Below are 20,915 nucleotides of genomic sequence, written 5' to 3'. Positions count from 1 at the left end.
CGTCGAGGCTACGCCGGGCCGAGGAGGCGGTGGTACAGCACGTGGTCCTCCCACGCGCCCGCGATGCGAAGGTAGCTCGCCGCATAGCCGTACTCGACGAAGCCCGACCGGGACAGCACGGCCCGAGAGGCTGCGTTGCGCGGCAGAGCGCCGGCCTCGAGGCGGTGCAGACGGAGGGTCTCGGTCGCGAAGTCGACGACGGCACCGACCGCTGCCGTCGCGAGACCCCGACCGACGTGCTCGTGGTCGAGCCAGTAGCCGACCGTCGCCCGCTGGGCTGGGCCTCGCACGATCTGATTGAGCGAGATGCCGCCGACGACCTCGGCGCCCTCGACGAGGAGGAACGACTGCCCCTCCCCCGCCGCCGAGGTCGCCAGCCTCTGGGTCAGCATGGACCGCTGACCGTGCTCCGTGAAGAACGACGGCGGGCGCGCAGGGTCCCACGGGGCGAGGTGATCGCGATTGCGGTCGTAGGCGGCGGCGAGCGACGCGGCATCGGCGACCCGCGCCTCCCTCAGGACGACCGTGTCGGACAGCTGCCGTTCATAGCGCACGCCGCCGACCCTATCGCCGACCATGGGGCGACGCCTCGGCTGGACGCGTCGACCGCGTCGTGGGAACCTGTTCGATGCTTCACATCACGGTCGCAATGCAGAGGGAGTCGACGGCGTGGGACACATCATTCGCGAAGGAGCCGTGACGGCGTGCGGAAGGGTCGTGCTGGACGACCCCGCCTACGTCTCCGTCGAGGTGACTTGCACAGACGACGAGTTCGGCGAGCCTCCTCGGGGCTCGACCGTGTACCGGGTGGGCATCACCGGGCGGGCGGCCGTCGTCGTCGCCGAGCTGTGGCGGCCCGAGGCCCCCGTGCTGCTGCTGTTCGCGGGTCGGTACGTCGTGCGCCACGAGCCGACCGACGGGCGGATCCACCACGAGGTCGAGGCCGACTACGTCGGGCTGCTCTTCGACGACCGTCGGCTGGAGCGGATCGGCGGCGGTCGCTCGCCGGAGTGAGGCGGGGACGACGGAGGGCCCCGGCCACGCACGAGGCGTGGGCCGGGGCCCTGTGTCGATTCGAGGAGGCGCGGTGCGGGACTGACCCTCACCGCACCTCCGCGGATCAGTTGTAGGTGCCGGGGGTGAAGTCGTCCGACGAGAACGAGTCGAAGTCGACGAAGCTGAGGTCAGCCTCGTTGAACGACGCGTCGTCCGTGAACACGCGGTTGGGGTACCGCTCGGCCTTCGCCTCCTCCGTCGCCTCGACCGAGACGTCGCGGTAACGCGACAGACCGGTACCGGCGGGGATCAGCTTTCCGATGATCACGTTCTCCTTCAGACCGACCAGCGGGTCGCTCTTGCCTTCCATCGCGGCCTGCGTGAGCACGCGGGTCGTCTCCTGGAAGGATGCGGCCGACAGCCACGACTCGGTCGCCAGCGAGGCCTTGGTGATGCCCATGACCTCTTGACGAGCGGACGCGGTCCGCTTGCCCTCGGTCAGCGCAGCACGGTTGATCTCGTTGTACTTCGACCGGTCGACGAGCTCTCCGGGGAGGAGGTCGGTGTCGGCGTGGTCGACGACGGTGACCTTGCGGAGCATCTGACGGACGATGACCTCGATGTGCTTGTCGTGGATCGGCACACCCTGCGAGCGGTAGACGTCCTGCACGCCGCCCACGAGGTGCTGCTGAACCGCACGGACGCCCTTGACTCGCAGGACCTCCTTGGGGTCGACGGCGCCCGCGATGATCTGCGCACCGAGCTCGACGTGCTGACCGTCCTCGACGAGGAGGGTCGAGCGCTTGAGCACGGGGTAGATGACCGGCTCGTCGCCGTTGTCGAGGTTGAGGATGACGCGGCGAGCCTTGTCGGTGTCCTCGATGGTGATGCGACCGGCACCGTCGGCGATCGGGGACGCACCCTTGGGGGTACGAGCCTCGAACAGCTCCGTCACGCGGGGCAGACCCTGCGTGATGTCGTCGGCCGAGGCCGAACCGCCGGTGTGGAAGGTGCGCATCGTCAACTGCGTGCCGGGCTCGCCGATCGACTGGGCCGCGATGATGCCGACGGCCTCTCCGATGTCGACCAGGTTGCCGGTGGCCAGCGAACGGCCGTAGCACTGGGCGCAGACGCCGACGGCGGCCTCGCAGGTGAGGACGGAGCGGACCTTGATGGTCTCGACACCGGCCGCCACGAGCTCGTCGATCAGCACGTCTCCGACGTCGGCGCCGGCCTCGGCCAGCACCGTGCCCTTGGCGTCGACCGCGGCCGCGGCGAGAGACCGTGCGAACACGGTGTTCTCGACGGTCGCGTCGCGCACCATGACGCCGTCGGCGTCGGGTGCGGCGATCGGCATCTCGAGGCCTCGCGAGGTGCCGCAGTCGTCTTCGCGGATGATGACGTCCTGCGACACGTCGACGAGTCGACGGGTCAGGTACCCCGAGTCGGCCGTACGGAGAGCCGTGTCGGCCAGACCCTTACGGGCACCGTGCGTCGCGATGAAGTACTCGGCGACCGACAGACCCTCACGGTACGACGAGATGATCGGGCGGGGGATGATGTCGCCCTTGGGGTTGTTCACCAGGCCTCGCATGCCGGCGATGTTGCGCACCTGCAGCCAGTTACCACGAGCACCCGACGTCACCATGCGGTTGATGGTGTTGTCGACCGGGAAGTTCGCCCGCATCTCGGCGGCGACCTCGTTCGTGGCCTCCGTCCAGATCTTGATCAGGTCGGCACGACGCTCGGCGTCCGAGATCAGACCCTTGTCGAACTCCGACTGGACCGCGGCGGCCTGCTTCTCGTAGCCCGCGACGATCTCCGGCTTGCGGGGCGGGGTCAGCACGTCGGACAGCGCGACGGTCACACCGGAGCGCGAGGCCCAGTAGAAGCCGGCGTCCTTGATGTTGTCCAGCGCCGCGGCGACCGCGACCTTGGGGTAGCGCTCGGCCAGGTCGTTGACGATGGTCGAGAGCATGCCCTTGTCGGCGACCTCCTGCACGAAGGGGTAGTCGTCGGGGAGGTTCTCGTTGAAGCGAGCGCGACCCAGGGTCGTCTCGAGCAGGATGTCCTGTCCGACCTCGTAGCCCTCGGGAGCCTCGCCCTCGGCGAAGTGCACGCCGTTCATCCGGATCTTGACCATGGCGTTGAGGTCGAGCGACCCCTGGTCCATGGCCATGATCGCCTCGGACACCGACGAGAACGAACGGCCCTCACCGGTGGCGCCGGGGGTGACCGTCGTCAGGTAGTGCAGACCGATGATCATGTCCTGTGCGGGCAGGGTCACCGGGCGGCCGTCGGACGGCTTCAGGATGTTGTTCGACGCGAGCATCAGGATGCGCGCCTCGGCCTGGGCCTCGACGGACAGCGGCAGGTGGACGGCCATCTGGTCGCCGTCGAAGTCGGCGTTGAACGCCGCGCAGACGAGCGGGTGCAGCTGGATGGCCTTGCCCTCGACGAGCTGGGGCTCGAACGCCTGGATGCCGAGACGGTGCAGCGTGGGCGCACGGTTCAGCAGCACGGGACGCTCGCGGATGATCTCCTCGAGGACGTCCCAGACCTGCGGACGCGAACGCTCGACCATGCGCTTCGCCGACTTGATGTTCTGAGCGTGGCTCAGATCGATCAGGCGCTTGATGACGAAGGGCTTGAAGAGCTCGAGGGCCATCTGCTTGGGCAGACCGCACTGGTGCAGCTTGAGCGTCGGGCCGACGATGATGACCGAACGACCCGAGTAGTCGACTCGCTTGCCGAGCAGGTTCTGGCGGAAGCGACCCTGCTTTCCCTTGAGCATGTCGCTCAGGGACTTGAGGGCGCGGTTGCCGGTACCGGTGACGGGGCGACCACGACGACCGTTGTCGAACAGCGCGTCGACGGCCTCCTGCAGCATCCGCTTCTCGTTGTTGACGATGATCTCGGGGGCTCCGAGATCGAGGAGACGACGGAGGCGGTTGTTGCGGTTGATGACGCGGCGGTACAGGTCGTTCAGGTCGGACGTCGCGAAACGGCCGCCGTCGAGCTGGACCATCGGGCGGAGCTCCGGCGGGATGACCGGCACGACGTCGAGCACCATCGCGGCGGGCGAGTTGCCCGTGGCGAGGAAGGAGCTGACGACGCGCAGGCGCTTGATGGCGCGGATCTTCTTCTGACCCTTGCCCTCGGAGATCTGCAGGTGGAGGTTCTCGGCCTCGGTGGTGAGGTCGAAGCCCTCGAGACGCTTCTTGATCGCCTCGGCGCCCATGTGGGCCTCGAAGTAGATGCCGAAGCGGTCCTGGAGCTCGTGGAAGACGGCGTCCTCCGGCTTGAGGTCGCCGACCTTCAGCGTGCGGAAGTCCTCCCACACGCGCTCGAGGCGGTTGATGTCCTCGTCGAAGGCCTTGCGGGTCTGCGACATCTCCTTCTCGGCGCCGTCCTTGGCACGACGCTTCTGGTCGCTCTTCGCGCCTTCCTCTTCGAGAGCCGCGAGGTCGTCCTCGAGCTTCTGGAGGCGGTCGGCGATGCGCGTGTCGCGCTGCGACTCGAGCTGCTTGATCTCGAGGCGGAGCTCGTTCTCGAGGCCGGGCATGTCGGCGTGACGGCCCTCCTCGTCGATCGAGATGACCATGTAGGCGGCGAAGTAGATGACCTTCTCGAGGTCCTTCGGCGCCATGTCGAGCAGGTAGCCGAGACGCGAGGGCACGCCCTTGAAGTACCAGATGTGCGTGACGGGGGCGGCGAGCTCGATGTGGCCCATGCGCTCACGGCGCACCGACGACTTCGTGACCTCGACGCCGCAGCGCTCGCAGACGATGCCCTTGAACCGGACTCGCTTGTACTTGCCGCAGGCGCACTCCCAGTCGCGCGAGGGCCCGAAGATCTGCTCTCCGAAGAGGCCGTCCTTCTCGGGCTTCAGCGTGCGGTAGTTGATGGTCTCCGGCTTCTTGACCTCACCGTGCGACCAAGCGCGGATGTTGTCGGCCGTTGCGAGGCCGATCCGCAGCTCGTCGAAAGTTGTTGCTTCGATCAATGTTTATCCCTTTGTGAAAAAAGTGTCGACGTCGTCTGGGGAGGGCTTAGATCTCGTCGACGTTCGACGACTCGAAGCGGGAAGAGATGTTGATGCCCAGCTCTTCGGCGGCACGGAAGACCTCGTCGTCCGTGTCTCGCAGGCTGACCGTCTGGCCGTCGGCCGAGAGGACCTCGACGTTCAGGCAGAGCGACTGCATCTCTTTGATGAGGACCTTGAAGCTCTCGGGGATGCCGGGCTCCTGGATGTTCTCACCCTTGACGATCGCCTCGTAGACCTTGACGCGGCCGAGGATGTCGTCGGACTTGATGGTCAGGAGCTCCTGCAGCGCGTACGCGGCGCCGTAGGCCTCGAGGGCCCAGACCTCCATCTCACCGAATCGCTGACCACCGAACTGCGCCTTACCACCCAGCGGCTGCTGCGTGATCATCGAGTACGGGCCCGTCGAACGCGCGTGGATCTTGTCGTCGACGAGGTGGTGCAGCTTCAGGATGTACATGTAGCCGACCGAGATCGGGTTCGGGAACGGCTCACCCGAACGACCGTCGAAGAGGCGGGCCTTACCGGACGAACCGATGAGGCGCTCCCCGTCGCGGGTCGGGAGGGTCGAGTCGAGCAGACCCTCGATCTCGCGCTCGGCGGCACCGTCGAACACCGGGGTGGCGACCTTCGTGCCGGGAGCGGCGCTGAGCGCCTCGGGGGGCAGGTTCTTCGCCCACTCCTGGATGCCCTCGACGTTCCAGCCCTGCGCCGCGATCCACCCGAGGTGGATCTCGAGCACCTGGCCGAAGTTCATTCGACCGGGGACGCCCAGCGGGTTCAGGATGATGTCGACGGGGGTTCCGTCGGCGAGGAAGGGCATGTCCTCGACGGGGAGGATCGTCGAGATGACGCCCTTGTTGCCGTGGCGGCCGGCCAGCTTGTCGCCCGCGGTGATCTTGCGCTTCTGCGCGATGAACACCACGACGCGCTGGTTGACGCCCGAGCCGAGCTCGTCGTCGCCGTCCTGCGAGTCGAAGACCTTGACGCCGATGACGGTGCCCTGCTCGCCGTGAGGCACCTTCAGGGACGTGTCGCGGACCTCGCGGCTCTTCTCGTTGAAGATGGCGCGCAGCAGACGCTCTTCGGCGCTGAGCTCGGTCTCGCCCTTGGGCGTGACCTTGCCGACGAGGATGTCGCCGGGGCGGACCTCGGCGCCGATGCGGATGATGCCCCGCTCGTCGAGGTCGGCCAGCAGATCCGGGCTGACGTTGGGGAGGTCACGCGTGATCTCCTCCTTGCCGAGCTTCGTGTCGCGGGCGTCGACCTCGTACTCCTCGATGTGGATCGAGGAGAGCGTGTCGTCCTTGATGAGGTTCTGCGACAGGATCATCGCGTCCTCGTAGTTGTAGCCCTCCCACGGCATGAACGCGACGAGCAGGTTCTTGCCGAGCGCGAGCTCGCCGTTCTCGGTCGCGGGTCCGTCGGCGATGACCTCGCCGACCTCGATGCGCTGACCGGCGTCGACGATCACGCGGTGGTTGTAGCTGGCGCCCTGGTTCGAGCGGTCGAACTTGCGGAGGTAGTACTCCTGGGTCCCACCGGCGTCGAGCTGGACGGTGACGACGTCGGCCGAGACCTCGGCGACGACGCCTGCGGCGTCGGCGGTGACCACGTCACCGGCGTCGATGGCCGTGTAGCCCTCCATGCCGGTGCCGACCAGGGGGCTCTCGCTGCGGACCAGCGGGACGGCCTGACGCTGCATGTTCGCACCCATGAGGGCGCGGTTGGCGTCGTCGTGCTCGAGGAACGGGATGAGCGACGTGGCGACCGAGACCATCTGGCGCGGCGAGACGTCCATGTAGTCGACCTCGGCCTTGTCGACGAGCTCGACCTCTCCGCCCTTCTTGCGGACCAGGACCTTGTCGTCGACGAAGTCGAACTTGTCGTCGAGGGGCGCGTTGGCCTGCGCGACGACGTACTCGTCTTCTTCGGACGCGGTCAGGTAGTCGATCGTCGTGGAGACGTTGCCCTTGACGACGCGGCGGTACGGGGTCTCGATGAAGCCGAACGAGTTGATGCGGGCGAAGGACGCCAGCGAGCCGATCAGACCGATGTTCGGGCCTTCAGGGGTCTCGATGGGGCACATGCGGCCGTAGTGCGAGGGGTGGACGTCACGGACCTCGACGCCGGCGCGCTCACGCGACAGACCACCCGGTCCGAGCGCCGACAGACGGCGCTTGTGGGTCAGACCCGAGAGCGGGTTGTTCTGGTCCATGAACTGCGACAGCTGCGAGGTTCCGAAGAACTCCTTGATCGCGGCGACGACGGGGCGCACGTTGATCAGGGTCTGCGGCGTGATCGCCTCGATGTCCTGCGTGGTCATGCGCTCGCGGACGACGCGCTCCATGCGCGACAGGCCGGTGCGGACCTGGTTCTGGATCAGCTCGCCGACCGCGCGGATGCGACGGTTGCCGAAGTGGTCGATGTCGTCGACGTCGAGACGCAGCTCGACGGACTCGCCCTCGCGGACGCCGTCCATCGTCTTCTGCTCGGCGTGCAGCGAGACCAGGTACTTGATCGTGGCGACGATGTCGTCGACGGTCAGGACCGAGTCGACCAGGGGCGCGTCGATGCCGAGCTTGCGGTTGATCTTGTAACGACCCACCTTCGCCAGGTCGTAGCGCTTCGGGTTGAAGTAGAAGTTGTCGAGGAGCGCACGCGCCGCCTCGGCGGCGACCTGCTCGCCGGGACGCAGCTTGCGGTAGATGTCTTTGAGCGCCTCCTCCTTGGTGAGGATGGCGTCCTTCTCGAGGGTCGCCTCGATGGAGGCGAAGCCCTTGAACTTCTCGGTGATCTCTTCGCTCGTCAGGCCGAGGGCCTTGAGGAAGACGGTGACGCTCTGCTTGCGCTTGCGGTCGATGCGGACGCCGACCTGGTCGCGCTTGTCGATCTCGAACTCGAGCCAGGCACCGCGGCTCGGGATGACGCGGGCCGAGTAGATGTCCTTGTCGGACGTCTTGTCGGAGGCGCGCTCGAAGTACACGCCCGGGCTGCGGACGAGCTGCGACACGACGACACGCTCGGTGCCGTTGATGATGAAGGTTCCGCGCTCGGTCATGAGCGGGAAGTCGCCCATGAAGACCGTCTGCGTCTTGATCTCACCGGTGAGGTGGTTCATGAACTCGGCGTTGACGTACAGCGGCGCGGCGTAGGTCTTGCCTCGCTCTTTGCACTCGTCGATCGAGTACTTCGGCTCTTCGAGCTCGGGAGCGGTGAACGACAGCTGCATCGTCTCGCCGAGGTCCTCGATCGGGGAGATCTCCTCGAAGATCTCCTCCAGGCCGGAGTGGAGGGCGAGGTCGGTGCGACCCTGCTCGGTCGCCTCGGCGAGGCGGTCCTTCCAGACGTCGTTGCCGACGAGCCAGTCGAAGCTCTCGGTCTGCAGCGCCAGGAGGTCGGGGACCGTCAGCGTGTCGGTGATCTTGGCGAACGAGAGTCGCGATGCGCCTCGGCCGTTCTTGGGTGAGTTGGTGGATGCGGTGTTCGCAGCAGCCAAGGAAGTTACCTCCGTGGACCCCGTCGGGTCATCACTGTCGGACAGTATGGTGAGTGGTGAACGGCCCTCCCGGGGACGTCGGCCCCACGGCGGAAGGCCGGGGATCGAAGCCGAGAACGCCCCCGCCGCGATATTCGGGGGCCTGGTCTCGGGGGTGCGTCGCCGACCGGAATATGACGAGTCGACGCACGGGGAGCGCAAAGGTCAATACTAGGTCGACGAGGACACGCCTGGCAAGCCCTGTCGTTGACCTTCTGTGCGAGATTCGGTATAACCCGGGCGATGCCCAGGTATTCCCCGGGATCGGAGGCCTCGCGCGCCTCCTCGGCCGATGCGCGTCGTCGCCTCCGCCCCCCGCGTCGGCGTGCCAGGGTTGACCCCATGGCCGCACAGCACGAGGACCCCCCTGTCGAGATCCCGCTCGGCGCGGGGCTCGCCCGCATCGACGAGGACCGGCACCGCCCCGGGGCGTTCACGCTCGTCGTCGACGGCACGCCGCAGTCGCACGTCGACCTCGACGACCCCACCCACCTGGCGTTCGAGTACGTGCACCGCATCGGACACGCCATCGACCTGCTGCCCGAGGGGCCCGTCACGGCACTGCACCTCGGCGCCGGCGCACTGACCCTCCCCCGCTACGTCGAGGCCACGAGACCCGGCTCGCGCCAGCAGGTCATCGAGCTCGAGGCGGACCTCGTCGCGCTGGTGCGGGAGCGGCTGCCCTTCCCGCGGGGCGCCTCCATCCGGGTCCGCTACGGCGACGCCCGCGAGGTCATGGTGAAGCTGCCGGCCGGGCTGCGCGGCACCGTCGACCTGCTCGTGGTCGACGTGTTCGGCGGGTCGCAGATCCCCGCCCACGTCACGTCGCTCGAGTTCTACTCGGCGGCCGCGGAGTTCCTCTCGCCGACCGGCATGCTCATCGTCAACTCCGCCGACGGCGCCGGACTCGCCTTCGCCCGAGGTCAGGCCTCGACATTGGCGACGGTCTTCGAGCACGTCGCGGCCGTCGCCGACCCCGCCACCCTGAAGGGCAGGAGGTTCGGCAACGTCGTCCTGATCGGGTCGCCGTCGCCGCTGCCCACCGACCGCATGCCGCGCCTGTACTCGTCGGACCCGCTGCCGGCCAAGGTCGTGCACGGCCGCGAGCTGCGCGACTTCATCGCCGGAGCGCCGGTCGTCACCGACGCCACCGCCGTGCCGTCGCCCGAGCCGTCGCGGAGCGTCTTCGGGGCGCGGTAGCGGCGAGTCGACTCGGAGCCGCTCCACCGGAGACCTCGATCTCTCGAGGAGCTCCGTCAGCTTCTTCGGCTTCTTCCGACCGAAACGACCTTCGTTCGTCGCGATCGGAGGGCGCTCCGTCGTCGCCGGGCGTCTGCTCGCGCGGGTCAGCGGGGGGCGGGGCCGCCGAGGGCGGCGCGGAGGCGGGCCTCGGCGTCATCGGGCGCGGCGGCGGCCTCGGCGTTGGCCTCGGCGACGGCCTTGACGACCTCTTCGCGCTGGATCTTCACGCCGCGCGGGGCGTCGATGCCGATCCGCACGCCGTCGCCGCGCGAGTCGAGCACGGTGATGACGATGTCGTCACCGATGAGGATCCGCTCCCCGACCTTGCGCGTCAACACCAGCATCCGTCCACCTTACCCAGGCTGACGCGCACGACCGGTCTAGAGGGACTCCCGCCACCCGACCGGCACGCCCAGCAGGTGCACCGTGCCCGGCGTCGCGGTGTCGGCCTCGCCCACGACCGCCGCGGCGGCCACGGACGAGACGACCCGCACCTCCTCGACCCAGCGGGCCGTGTCGTCGTGCTTGCGCCCCACGTCGACGGCGACCCACACCTGGTCGGCGGCCATCGACCGCAGGGCGTCGCCGGCCGCGGCGTCCCAGGCGAGCGCGGTGACCACGGCCGTGCCGCCGTTGACCCCCTCGGCCCGCGCCAGGATCGCGCTGCGCCGATCGGCGACGTCGACCGACCGCAGCCCGAACGTCGCCGCCATCTGCGCCGCCACCCGGAACGCGTCGCCCGGGCGGCCCACGACGACGACGAGGTCGCCGGGACCGGTCAGGAGCGCGGGAGGCGCGGGCACGTCGTCGCCGGACCGCGCGACGGGTGCGGGGGACGAGGCGACGGCGGCTGCGGCGAGGAACTCCGCGGCGTTCGTCAGGGGGCCCGGTCGCACCTCCTCGACCGCGGCGGCCGCCACGGCGGGGGCGGGAGCGATGCCGTTGAAGGTGAGGTCGTCCATGATCTCGGCGAAGGCGTCGCCCCGGGTCGCCGGCTGGGGCGTCGCGGGCGACGGAGCGGCAGCGGGCGCCGAGGCCGCGGACGCCGCGTCCGCCGCGGCGCGCGCGGCGCGACGGGGGCTGTCGGCAGCCGGGCGACCCCCGGCGAGGACCCGATCGAACGGATCCGCGGGAGCGGACGCCGCGGGAGAGGACGCCGCGGCCGGGGCCTCCGACGCGGGGGTGAACCCGTCGGCGGCGTCGGCGTCGGCCAGCAGCGCGGCGATGCCCGCCCGCGACGCTGGAGCGGTGATGGTGACGCGCGCCGACGGCTGGTCGGTCGTCGGGTCGGGCACGTCGACCGTCGCCTCGTAGTGCTTGCGGGCGAAGAGCCCGCCCACTCCCCCGACGGTCACCCGCTGGGCCGCGACGATCCGCGCGCCCGGGCCGTGGGCCTCGCGCACGCGCCGCCGCAGCTCGTCGAGGGAGTCGCCCGTGACGACCACCCGTGTGGGCGCCATCTCAGGCCACGATCGCGTCGCTGGCGCGCACGACGCCGACGGTCTCGATGGTCGACCCGGCCGCCGTCGCCTCCTGGTACGACAGGACCGGCAGGCCGTTCTGCTGCGCCGAGACGAGTCGGTGGATCGCGGGCCGGAGCGCCGGCGCGCAGACGAGCACGGCGCTGAGCCCCTGCGACTCGACCGCCGCCACGGAGTCGCGCAGCGAACCGAGCACCTGCTCGACCCGGTGCCCGTCGAGCAGGATCTGCGTGCCCTGATCCGACGGCCGCAGCCCCTCGAGCATCGACTGCTCGAGACCCGGGTCGATCATGATGACGCGCAGCACGGCGCCGTCGAGGTGACGGGCCGACAGGGCGGGACCGAGGGAGGCGCGGGCCGCCTCGACGAGTCCCTCGGGGTCCGTCGACACCTTGGCGCGCAGGGTCAGCCCCTCGCAGATCCGACCGAGGTCGTTGATCGGCACCCGCTCGGCCAGCAGCCCCTGCAGCACGCGCTGCAGCTCGGCGAGCGACAGCATGCCGGGCACGAGGTCGTCGATCGCCGAGGGGTTGACCTGCTTGACGCCATCGGTCAGCACCCGGACGTCCTCGCGGCTGAGCAGCCGCGCGGCGTTGTCGGCGATGATCGACGAGAGGTGGGTGACGAGCACCGAGACCCGGTCGATCACGGTCGCGCCGGTCATCTCCGCGCTGTGCCGCATCTCGGCGGGCACCCACTTGCCCGCGAGGCCGAACACCGGCTCGACGGTCGCCGTGCCCGGCAGGCCGTCGAGGCCCTCGCCGAGGGCCAGGACCGAGCGGGCCGGGGCCTGGCCGCGACCGGCCTCGACCCCCGCGATGCGGATCGAGTACGTCGAGGGCGGCAGGTCGACGCTGTCCCGGGTGCGCACCGGCGGCACGACGATGCCGAGGTCGACGGCGATCTTGCGCCGCAGCGCCTTGACCCGTCCGAGCAGGTCGTCGGACGACCCGCCGACCATGTCGACGAGGTCGGGCGCCAGCAGGATCTCGAGCGCGTGCACCCGCATCTGCTCGAGCAGGTCGTCGGTGGTGTCGGTGGGGGCGACGACCTCGGCGCGCCGGCTCTCGAGAGCCGCGCGCGCCTCCTCGGCCTTCGCCTTCGCCGCGAGCCGCTGGGCGACGATCAGCAGCGTGACGCCCACCACGAGGAACGCGGCGATGGGCATGCCCGGGATGAACCCCATGCCGATCGCGGCGACCCCGGCGATCCCGATCGCGATGCGCGACTGGCCGAGCTGCGTCGCGGCCTGCGAGCCCATGTCGCTGTCGGCGCCCGATCGGGTGACGATCATGCCGGTCGAGACGGCCATGAGCAGCGCGGGGATCTGGGTGACCAGACCGTCGCCGATGGTCAGCAGCCCGTAGTGGTTCAGGGCCTCGCCGATCGCCATGCCGTTCTGCAGGGCGCCGATCGCGACGCCTCCGACCAGGTTGATGATGATGATGATGATGCCGGCGATCGCGTCGCCCTTGACGAACTTCGACGCGCCGTCCATCGCGCCGTAGAAGTCGGCCTCGGCGCTGACGTCGGCGCGGCGCTGCTTCGCGACCTCGTCGGTGATCAGCCCGGCGTTCAGATCGGCGTCGATCGCCATCTGCTTGCCCGGCATCGCATCGAGCGTGAAGCGCGCCCCGACCTCGGCCACGCGCTCGGCGCCCTTCGTCACGACGACGAACTGGATGACCACGAGGATCAGGAAGATCACCGAGCCGATGATGATCGACCCGCTGACCGCCACGTGCCCGAAGGCCTCGATGACCTGGCCGGCGAATCCCTCGCCGAGCACGAGACGGGTCGACGCGACGTTGAGCCCGAGGCGGAACAGCGTCGCCACGAGCAGCAGCGACGGGAACACCGAGAAGTCGAGCGGCTTCTTCACGAAGAGGGTCGTCAGCAGGATCACGAGCGCCAGCAGGATGTTGAGGATGATCAGCACGTCGAGCATCGGGGCCGGCACCGGCACCACGAGCAGCAGGACGATCCCGACGATGCCCACCGGGACGGCGAGCTTGGGGAGTGTCTTCTTCATCAGGCGGTTCCTCCGGAGGCGGACGGGCGGGGAGCGGGGCGGGCGGTGCGAAGGGCGGCGGGCCCCGGAGGCGCGGGTGCGGCGGACGAGTCGCGCGCGATCCGCAGACGCTGCGGCACCGCCTCGGCCGCGAGCGACCCGGGGGTGAGCACGGCGGCGACCTCGTCGGGCGTGGTCGGACGGGGGTTCGCGTGCGTGCCCGCGACCGCCGACGCGCCGCGCGCCCGGAGGGCCATGACGAAGGTCAGCACCCGGGCGACCGGGGTGTAGAGGTCGACGGGGATCTCGTCGCCGAGACCGCAGTTCGCGTGCAGGGCCCGGGTCAGCGGGACGTCCTCGACGAGGGGGACGCCGTCGGCCGCGGCCTTCTCGCGGATGCGGGCGGCGGTCGCGCCCGCGCCCTTCGCCACGACGCGCGGGGCGGAGCGACCCGGCTCGTACCGGATCGCCACGGCGTAGTCGGTCGGGTTGACCATCACCACGTCGGCGTCGGCGATGGAGGCCATCATGCGGTTGCGGCTCATGGCGAGCTGCCGCGAACGGCGCTGCGACTTGACCAGGGGATCGCCGTCGGTGCTCTTGTTCTCGTCGCGCACCTCCTTCTTGGTCATGCGGGTCTTCTTGCGGTTGCGGCGCATGACGACGAAGACGTCGGCCGCGGCGAGCACGAGACCGGCGACGACGGCGGCCTGGAGGAGGATCGCCGTGCCCGAGGTCGCCTCGTCGAGCAGCGCCGAGACGCTCAGCCCGCCGCCGCTCATCAGCACCGGCATGAGCCCCTGGATGGCCATCCACAGCACGAGCCCGACGACGGCGGTCTTGATCAGGGCCTTCGCGCCGTTCCACAGCGCCTGCCCGCCGAACGTCGTCTTCAGACCGTTGATCAGGTTGAACTGCTCGTAGTTGCCCGTCATCCGCTTGATGTGGACGCCGCCCTGCACGATCGCGGTGAGGAGCACCACGACGCCGACGACGGCGAGCATCGGGCCGATCGTCGCCGCCATCGAGCCGACGCCGTCGCCGAGCAGGGTCACGACGGTCTGCGCGTCGGGGTGCCGGATGGCCTGACCGATCGAGAGGAGCTGATCGGTGCCGGCCTCGGCGCCGCGCTCGATCGTCGTCGGGATCATGACGGCCGCGGCGCCGACGCCGAGCCAGGCGCTGAGGTCCTGCGAGCGCGAGAGCTGGCCCTTGGAGTGGACCTCCTTCATCCGCTTCTGCGTCGCGTCCTCGGACCGCTCGCCGGAGTCGTCGGCCATGCCTACCTCACCCCCGTGAGCAGATCGGCGGCGTCGCCGGACAGGTTCTGCACGACGCTCGGCAGCGCCAGGAAGACCCCGCCGGCCAGCATGACCGTCATGAGGATCTTCAGCGGGAAGCCCATCGCGTAGGCGTTCAGCGCGGGCGCGACCCTGCTGAGCAGGCCGAGCCCCACATCGGCCAGGAACAGGACGACGCAGAGTGGACCGGCGATCTGCAGGGTCGCGAGGAACATCTGCGTGACGCCGTCGGCCATGAGCCCCACCGGGTCGGTCAGGTCGATGCCGAGACCGAGCGGCACGGCGTCGAACGACCGGGTCAGGCCGCCGATGATCAGCTGGTACCCGCCCGTCGCGAACAGCAGCGCCAGAGCGGTCATCTGGAAGAGCCGCGTGAACTGCGCGCCGTTGATCATCGACTGCGGGTCGAACGCCTGCGCCAGGGTGAACCCGCCGAACAGGTCGATCAGGCTGCCCGCCGCCTGCACCGCCGAGAACACCAGGAAGACGAGGAACCCCAGCACGGCGCCGACCACGATCTCGAGCACGAGGGCGACGACGAACGGCCCGGTGGCGAGCGACTCGTAGCCGGGCGAGACCCGCGGCGCGACGGCGAGCGCGAGCCCCAGCGCCAGCATCGCCTTCACGCGACCGGGGAAGGCCCGGTACGAGAACGGCGGCGCGATGACGATGAAGGCGGTCATCCGCACGGCGGCGAGCAGCGTCGCTTCGAGGCCGCTGAGGTCGAGGTCGAGGTCCATGGGCGCGCTCAGCCGCCCGAGAGCAGCTGCGGGATGCGGTCGAACACCGCATGGGTGAACGTCACCATCTCGCTGATCATCCAGTGCCCGCAGACGAGGAGCGCGATGCCGACGGCGACGGCCTTCGGCACGAACGAGAGCGTGACCTCCTGGATCTGCGTGATCGACTGCAGCAGAGAGATCGCGAAGCCGACGACGAGCGAGGTGATGAGCACCGGCGCGGCGAGCTTCGCGGTGATGACGAGGGCCTGCATCGAGATGTCGAGGACGGCGTTGGAGTCCATCAGGCGGTCACCTGATAGCTCTCGATGAGACTCGTGATGATGAGCCCCCAGCCGTCGACCAGCACGAACAGCAGGATCTTGAACGGCAGCGAGATCATCACCGGCGGGAGCATCATCATGCCCATCGACATGAGGGCGGCGCTGACGACGAGGTCGATGACGAGGAACGGGATGAAGATGACGAAGCCGATGATGAATGCGGCGCGCAGCTCGCTGATCATGAACGACGGGATGAGCGTCAGCATGGGCACGTCGGCCTGGCTGTCGGGGTTCGGCTGGTCCGCCGAGCGCGTCATCAGCGCCAGGTCCTCCTGGCGGGTGTGGGCGAGCATGAACTCGCGGAGCGGTGCGCTGCCGGCGTCGACGGCGGCTGGGAAGTCGATCGTCCCGTCGAGGTAGGGCTGCACCGCGTCGACGTTGATGTGCTCGAGGATCGGAGCCATGATGAACAGGCTGAGGAACAGCGCGAGCCCGGCCAGCACCTGGTTCGGCGGGATCGACGGCAGCGCGAGCGCGTTGCGGGTCATCGCCAGCACCACGAAGATCTTCGTGAACGACGTCATCATCAGCAGCAGCGCCGGCGCGACGCTGAGCAGCGTGATGCCGAGCAGCGTGACGACCGCCGTGCTCGGGGCGCCGTCGGGGCCGTTGATGTCGATGTTCAGACCGCCCGTGCCGCCGCCGTCGGGCTGGGTCTGATCGTCGTCGGTGAAGTCGGTCGGCGTCGTGCCGGTGGAGCCCTCGGTGCCCGGGGCGTCGGTGCCGGGATCGACGGGCGCGGTGGGAGCGGTGGGCTCGACGGGCGCGGCGAGGGCCGTCTGACCGATCAGCATGATGAGACCCGACGCGACGATCATCGCGAGCAGGGCGACGACGACGGTGCGCGCGAGGCGGGTGTCGGCGAAGCGCAGCGGGGCGGCGCCGACGGGCGCGGCGCCGAGGGCGTGGCGGGCGAGACGGCGCCGGTCGGCGAGCGGGGCCACCCGGACGGCGGCGTGACGGGCGACCGGCGCACGACCGCGCAGGCCGTCACGGACCGTGGGGCCGACGAGACGGGCGACGGCGGTGACGAAGGAGGCGCGGGTCGTCCGGGCGGACGGGGCGCGGAGGGTCATCCGGCTCGCCCGCTGCGGAGGGCGGCCGCCGCCTGACGCCAGGTGCCGGGCGAGAGGATCGAGCCGTCGAGCGCCTCGGCGGTGCGACCGCGGCGACGGGCCGCGACGTCGCGGGGGGCGCGCTCGCGGACGACCGTGGCGCGGCGGGCCGCACCCCGCGGTCGGAGCATCGGCGCGTCGGCGGCCGATGCGCGGGCGGGCTCGGCGACCGGTGCGGCGCTGGGGGCGGCGTGGGCGGAGAGGACGGCGGCGAAGGCGGGGGCCGAGGAGGCGGCGGACGACGGGAGGGGCGCGATCGGGGTGACCCGCGCCTCCTGAGCCGCCGGAGGCGCGTCGCTCGAACCGGCCACGAGCTCGAGGGCGACCGGTTCGACCGGCCGGTCGGCGGCCGCCAGCACGGTGACGGACGCGTCGGTGACGCCGAGCACGAGCCGCTCGCCCTCGACGTCGACCACGACGACGCTGGCCTTCGCGCCGATGCCCTGGCGCGCGACGACCGTCACCTGAGACGTCTGACGACCGGAGCGGCCGCCCGTGACGATGCGCTTCTGCAGGACGTAGAGCAGGGCGAGCACGACCCCGAGCGACAGGACGACACGGAGCCCGACGAAGACCGCGTCCACGATCAGAGGACGCCGTCGGCGACGTCGAGGATGGTCGTGATGCGGACCGCGTAGTCCTGGTCGACCACGACGACCTCGCCGTGGGCGATGAGCCGGCCGTTGAGCAGGACGTCGGCGGGCGCGCCGGCCGAGCGGTCGAGCTCGACGACCGCGCCGGGCTCGAGACCGAGGACGTCGCGCACCGACATGCGGGTGCGGCCGATCTCGACCGTGAGGGCCATCTCGACGTTGTTGATGCGACCGAGGTTGCCCGCGATCGACGAGAAGAGGGGAGCGGCGCGGTCGACCGGCGCCGAGCCTCCGACCGTTCCGTTCTCGCGGAGGCGGATCGCGAACCAGCCGGCGGGCGCTCCCGCGGCCGTGAGATCGAAGACCACGGTGTCGGGGTCGGCGAGGAGCGCCTCGGCCGGCTCGCGACGGCTCTCGCCGAGGACGCCGGCGCCGAGCACCGACGTCGCCGCCTCGAGCGCGGGGCGCAGCACGTCGGTGATCGAGACCAGGGGGTTGTCGGTGCCGGCGGCCGCGCCGAGCCGGTCCATGTCGACGAGCACGAGCGCCGTGTCGGCCGACACCCCGCCGACGAACGAGGTGACGACGACCGTGGAGGCGGCGGTCCGGTTCTCGGAGGCCAGCGCGGTGTCGAGGAGGACGGCCCGCAGCGGCGTGGGCGTCGGCAGCTTCGCGACCAGGGCCTCGGCCGCCGCGGTGTGCAGGGTGATGGTCGTGGCGGTCATGAGGTTCCTTCTTCGGTGCCGGTGAGGGAGGTGGAGACGACGATTCCGGCCAGACGCGAGCCGTTCGCGCCCACGGCCGCCCGGCCGACGGGCTGACCGTCGACGCGGATCTCGAGGGGGCGGGACTGCGGGTGCGGCAGGGGCAGCACGTCGCCGACGGCGAGACCCAGCACGACGCTCGGCAGCACCGCGGCCGGCGCGAACTGCAGCGAGACGCCCACCGGGACGGAGGCGAGCTGCGCGCCGAGCAGACGACGGGCCTCGGCCGCGCCGACCGCGGGGGTCGCATCGCCCAGCTGCGGCAGCAGCACCTCGGCGGGGAGCGCGACCGTGGCCGTCGACGGTCGGTCGCCCACCCGGATGGTGAAGATCGCGACGATCATCAGGTCGGACTTCTGCGCCGCCTGCGCGAACTGCGAGTTGTACTGGAAGCCGCCCACGCCGATCTGATCGACGAGCATGCCGCCGAACGAGTAGCGGAGATCGTCGAGGGCGTCTTCGATGAGACGACGCACGAGGGCCTGCTCGATGGGCGTGAAAGTGCGCTCGGGGGTGACCGGGGGCTTCGCCGCGCCCAGCATGTGACCGACCCAGGCCAACGCGGCCGACGCCGGGAACTGCACGACGGCCTTCGGCCCGACGCCCTCGAGAGGGCAGAGCACCATGGCCGTCGTCGCCGGCAGCGACGCCGCGTACTCGTCGTAGGTCAGCATCTGGACGCTCTCGCAGGTGACCTGCGACAGCACGCGGACCTTCGCGGTCAGCTGCGTGCCCCACTGACGGGCGAACGTCTCGAACGCCAGCTCGAGCGCCCGCGAGTGCTCGCGCGCCAGCGTCGTCGGGCGGCGGAAGTCGTAGACCTCGACCGTCTTCGGCGGGCGCGCCGACGAGCCGGCGGTCGGAGCCGGTGCGGGAGCGTCGAGGAGGGTCACGGACGGACCTATCGACCCGCGCCTCCCGGGCGTTAGAGAACGGTGATCAGTGCCCCCCGGACTGGGCCCCCTCGTCGTCGTGGGCCTTCTCGGCCTCGGCGGGCTCGTCGGCCGACTCGTCGGAGGGCGCCTCGGCCGGCGCCTCCGCGATCGCGGCGGTCTCGGCGGCGACGTCGTTCCGACCGGCGGTCACCGCGCCTCCCGCCCCCTCGGCCGCCTTCTGCAGCTCGGGCAGCAGGGCGCTGACGTCGTCGGACTGGTTCGAGAGGACGACGATGTCGACGCGGCGGTTCGCGGCGAGATCCGCTGCGGAGCCACCGGCGGCGAGCGGCCGCGACGACCCGAAGCCGACGGCCTGGATGTGCTCGACCGGCATGCCGCCGCGCTCGACCAGATCGCGCAGCACCTGCGTGGCACGCGCCGACGAGAGCTCCCAGTTCGTCGCGAACGGAGCCGTCGAGCTGCGCTGGTCGGCGTGTCCCTCGACCGACACGTCGTGCTGCGCCGTGCGGAGCACCGGGGCGATCGCGTTCATCACCCGCGTCGCCTCGCCGCTGAGATCGGCGCTGTTCGTTCCGAAGAAGGTCTCGGAGCCGACCAGGCGCACGGTCAGACCGCGCGCGTCCGTCGCGAACTGCACGTCGGCGCTCAGCCCGGACCCCTCGAGGTTCGCCGCGATGGCCGCCTTGATCGCCGTCAGGTCGTCCAGCTCGCTCTTCGCCAGCGCCTCGGACGTCTCGGTCCCCTCGCCCGTCTCGGCCTCGCCCGACGCCGCCGCCTCGGCCATGTCGCTCTCGTCGCCCACCGAGTAGCCGTCGCCCTCGGGCGTCACCTGATCCACCGGCACGACGGTGCCCGACGCCGAGTCGATCGCCCCGACCTCGGTCTGACCGAAACCGGTCGCGAGGGAGTTGCGGAGGGCGACGTACTTGTCCTGATCGACCGTCGACATCGCGTAGAGCACGATGAACATGCACATGAGCACCGTGATCATGTCCATGTACGAGGCCATCCAGCGCTCGTCGGGGTGCTCGTCCTCGGCGTGCGCCTTCTTCTTCCGCCCGCCGCGCGAGCCGCTCATGCTGCGAGCTCCTGCTCGCTCTTCGCCTTCTTGCCGGACTCGAGCGAGTGCGACGGCACCATCGCCTTGAGGCGTTCGCCGAGGAGGCGCGGCTGGCTCCCGGCCTGCACCGCCAGCACCCCTTCGAGCAGCAGCGTCATGCGGGCCTCGTCGAGATCGGCGAGCTTCCGCAGACGCGCACCGATCGGCAGCCAGAGGAAGTTCGCGGTGAGCAGGCCCCACAGCGTCGCCACGAACGCGGCCGCGATCATGTGACCGAGCTCGTCGGGTTCGGCGAGGTTCTCGAGCACGTGCGTGAGGCTGACGACCGTGCCGACGATGCCGACGGTCGGCGCGTAGCCGCCGAGGCTCATGAAGAACTTCGACGCCGTGCGATCGGCCGCGAGACGCGACTCCATCTCGTCCTCGAGCAGGATGCGGAGCTCCTCGCCGTCGGTGCCGTCGGCGATGTTCTGCAGCGCGCCCTTCATGAACGGATCGTCGGTCTTCTCGGCCTCCGCCTCGAGCGACAGCAGCCCCTCGCTGCGCGCCTTCTCGGCGAGCGCCACGACGCCGTCGATCACGGACTGCGGCGGCACCACCTTGCCCGTGAAGGCGCGGGGGATCTTCGTGAAGCTGAGCAGGGCGTCCTTGATCGTCGTACCGGCGATGCCGACGCCGATCGTCGCCCCGAAGACGAGGATGATCGGCGCGGGCAGCAGCAGACCCATGAGGTTCACGCCCTCGAGCTGGATCATGCCGAACAGCGCCCCGAAGGCGAGGACGATGCCGATTATGGTCGCGGGATCCACG

Annotated in this window: 17 protein-coding genes; 2 read left to right on the top strand and 15 right to left on the bottom strand. The window is 70.2% G+C overall.

Features of this window, described 5'->3' with window-relative positions; translation table 11 throughout:
* Nucleotides 1-8: 8 nt before the first annotated feature.
* Nucleotides 9-578: a GNAT family N-acetyltransferase gene (locus ASF17_RS11630; RefSeq protein ID WP_055799852.1), complete on the bottom strand. Its 570-nt coding sequence runs from the start codon at nucleotides 576-578 to the stop codon at nucleotides 9-11.
* Nucleotides 579-717: 139 nt separating this feature from the next.
* Here ASF17_RS11630 and ASF17_RS11625 point away from each other — a divergent pair, with 139 nt between their 5' ends.
* Nucleotides 718-1,014, top strand: coding sequence for a hypothetical protein (locus ASF17_RS11625; protein WP_055799849.1), 297 nt, complete (start codon nucleotides 718-720; stop codon nucleotides 1,012-1,014).
* A gap of 106 nt (nucleotides 1,015-1,120) precedes the next feature.
* Here ASF17_RS11625 and ASF17_RS11620 read toward each other — a convergent pair whose 3' ends face one another.
* Both ASF17_RS11620 and rpoB read right to left on the bottom strand, forming a co-directional pair.
* Nucleotides 1,121-5,002 (bottom strand): DNA-directed RNA polymerase subunit beta', encoded by a 3,882-nt coding sequence (locus ASF17_RS11620; RefSeq protein ID WP_055799846.1) that lies wholly within the window; start codon nucleotides 5,000-5,002, stop codon nucleotides 1,121-1,123.
* 46 nt (nucleotides 5,003-5,048) lie between these two features.
* The gene (gene rpoB, locus ASF17_RS11615; protein ID WP_055799843.1) at nucleotides 5,049-8,540 is read right to left on the bottom strand and encodes a DNA-directed RNA polymerase subunit beta; all 3,492 of its coding nucleotides are present in this window, start codon (nucleotides 8,538-8,540) and stop codon (nucleotides 5,049-5,051) included.
* Between the two features lie 381 nt (nucleotides 8,541-8,921).
* On the opposite strand from rpoB, the gene ASF17_RS11610 reads away from it, so the two are divergent.
* Nucleotides 8,922-9,779 (top strand): spermidine synthase, encoded by an 858-nt coding sequence (locus ASF17_RS11610; protein WP_055799840.1) that lies wholly within the window; start codon nucleotides 8,922-8,924, stop codon nucleotides 9,777-9,779.
* Nucleotides 9,780-9,925: 146 nt separating this feature from the next.
* Here the strand turns inward: ASF17_RS11610 and csrA are convergent, their stop codons facing one another.
* From csrA to ASF17_RS11550, 12 genes are all read right to left on the bottom strand, one after another.
* The gene (csrA, locus tag ASF17_RS11605; RefSeq protein WP_055799837.1) at nucleotides 9,926-10,165 is read right to left on the bottom strand and encodes a carbon storage regulator CsrA; all 240 of its coding nucleotides are present in this window, start codon (nucleotides 10,163-10,165) and stop codon (nucleotides 9,926-9,928) included.
* A 36-nt stretch (nucleotides 10,166-10,201) separates the two neighbouring features.
* Nucleotides 10,202-11,281, bottom strand: coding sequence for a hypothetical protein (locus ASF17_RS11600; RefSeq protein ID WP_055799834.1), 1,080 nt, complete (start codon nucleotides 11,279-11,281; stop codon nucleotides 10,202-10,204).
* Between the two features lies 1 nt (nucleotide 11,282).
* Nucleotides 11,283-13,334 carry a flagellar biosynthesis protein FlhA gene (locus ASF17_RS11595; protein ID WP_055799829.1) on the bottom strand — a complete coding sequence of 684 codons (2,052 nt, stop codon included), beginning with the start codon at nucleotides 13,332-13,334 and terminating at the stop codon, nucleotides 11,283-11,285.
* Nucleotides 13,334-14,593, bottom strand: a complete 1,260-nt coding sequence (locus ASF17_RS11590; protein ID WP_082475304.1) for an EscU/YscU/HrcU family type III secretion system export apparatus switch protein — start codon at nucleotides 14,591-14,593, stop codon at nucleotides 13,334-13,336. The genes ASF17_RS11595 and ASF17_RS11590 overlap by 1 nt, the downstream gene beginning before the upstream one ends.
* Nucleotides 14,594-14,595: 2 nt before the next feature.
* Complete coding sequence (locus tag ASF17_RS11585) at nucleotides 14,596-15,354, bottom strand: flagellar biosynthetic protein FliR (protein ID WP_055799826.1); 759 nt, start codon at nucleotides 15,352-15,354, stop codon at nucleotides 14,596-14,598.
* An 8-nt stretch (nucleotides 15,355-15,362) separates the two neighbouring features.
* Nucleotides 15,363-15,638, bottom strand: coding sequence for a flagellar biosynthesis protein FliQ (fliQ, locus tag ASF17_RS11580; RefSeq protein ID WP_055799821.1), 276 nt, complete (start codon nucleotides 15,636-15,638; stop codon nucleotides 15,363-15,365).
* Nucleotides 15,638-16,495: a flagellar type III secretion system pore protein FliP gene (fliP, locus tag ASF17_RS11575; protein WP_235476622.1), complete on the bottom strand. Its 858-nt coding sequence runs from the start codon at nucleotides 16,493-16,495 to the stop codon at nucleotides 15,638-15,640. Before fliP ends, fliQ begins: the two co-directional genes overlap by 1 nt.
* A 254-nt stretch (nucleotides 16,496-16,749) precedes the next feature.
* Nucleotides 16,750-17,376 (bottom strand): FliO/MopB family protein, encoded by a 627-nt coding sequence (locus ASF17_RS15620; RefSeq protein WP_055799818.1) that lies wholly within the window; start codon nucleotides 17,374-17,376, stop codon nucleotides 16,750-16,752.
* Between the two features lie 2 nt (nucleotides 17,377-17,378).
* Nucleotides 17,379-18,110: a flagellar motor switch protein FliN gene (gene fliN, locus ASF17_RS11565; RefSeq protein ID WP_055799815.1), complete on the bottom strand. Its 732-nt coding sequence runs from the start codon at nucleotides 18,108-18,110 to the stop codon at nucleotides 17,379-17,381.
* Nucleotides 18,107-19,042 carry a flagellar motor switch protein FliM gene (locus tag ASF17_RS11560; RefSeq protein ID WP_055799811.1) on the bottom strand — a complete coding sequence of 312 codons (936 nt, stop codon included), beginning with the start codon at nucleotides 19,040-19,042 and terminating at the stop codon, nucleotides 18,107-18,109. The genes fliN and ASF17_RS11560 overlap by 4 nt, the downstream gene beginning before the upstream one ends.
* A 46-nt stretch (nucleotides 19,043-19,088) precedes the next feature.
* Entirely contained in the window at nucleotides 19,089-20,123 is a 1,035-nt protein-coding gene (locus ASF17_RS11555) for an OmpA/MotB family protein (RefSeq protein WP_082475302.1), read from the bottom strand.
* On the bottom strand, nucleotides 20,120-20,914 hold the full coding sequence (locus ASF17_RS11550; protein ID WP_055799808.1) for a motility protein A: 795 nt from the start codon (nucleotides 20,912-20,914) through the stop codon (nucleotides 20,120-20,122). Before ASF17_RS11550 ends, ASF17_RS11555 begins: the two co-directional genes overlap by 4 nt.
* Nucleotide 20,915: the final 1 nt, after the last annotated feature.

It is taken from the genome of Frigoribacterium sp. Leaf263, assembly GCF_001422285.1.
Lineage (GTDB): Bacteria > Actinomycetota > Actinomycetes > Actinomycetales > Microbacteriaceae > Frigoribacterium.
This window is presented reverse-complemented; position numbering and strand designations above follow the sequence as displayed.

What these genes read in the sequence shown, in the direction of transcription:
- ASF17_RS11595 (WP_055799829.1), bottom strand. Translation starts at nt 13,334, where the DNA reads ATGAAGAAGACACTCCCCAAGCTCGCCGTCCCGGTGGGCATCGTCGGG.
- ASF17_RS11630 (WP_055799852.1), bottom strand. Translation starts at nt 578, where the DNA reads ATGGTCGGCGATAGGGTCGGCGGCGTGCGCTATGAACGGCAGCTGTCC.
- csrA (WP_055799837.1), bottom strand. Translation starts at nt 10,165, where the DNA reads ATGCTGGTGTTGACGCGCAAGGTCGGGGAGCGGATCCTCATCGGTGAC.
- fliQ (WP_055799821.1), bottom strand. Translation starts at nt 15,638, where the DNA reads ATGGACTCCAACGCCGTCCTCGACATCTCGATGCAGGCCCTCGTCATC.
- fliN (WP_055799815.1), bottom strand. Translation starts at nt 18,110, where the DNA reads ATGACCGCCACGACCATCACCCTGCACACCGCGGCGGCCGAGGCCCTG.
- fliP (WP_235476622.1), bottom strand. Translation starts at nt 16,495, where the DNA reads ATGATCGTCGCGTCGGGTCTCATCATGCTGATCGGTCAGACGGCCCTC.
- ASF17_RS11610 (WP_055799840.1), top strand. Translation starts at nt 8,922, where the DNA reads ATGGCCGCACAGCACGAGGACCCCCCTGTCGAGATCCCGCTCGGCGCG.
- ASF17_RS11590 (WP_082475304.1), bottom strand. Translation starts at nt 14,593, where the DNA reads ATGGCCGACGACTCCGGCGAGCGGTCCGAGGACGCGACGCAGAAGCGG.
- ASF17_RS11585 (WP_055799826.1), bottom strand. Translation starts at nt 15,354, where the DNA reads ATGGACCTCGACCTCGACCTCAGCGGCCTCGAAGCGACGCTGCTCGCC.
- ASF17_RS11600 (WP_055799834.1), bottom strand. Translation starts at nt 11,281, where the DNA reads ATGGCGCCCACACGGGTGGTCGTCACGGGCGACTCCCTCGACGAGCTG.
- ASF17_RS11555 (WP_082475302.1), bottom strand. Translation starts at nt 20,123, where the DNA reads ATGAGCGGCTCGCGCGGCGGGCGGAAGAAGAAGGCGCACGCCGAGGAC.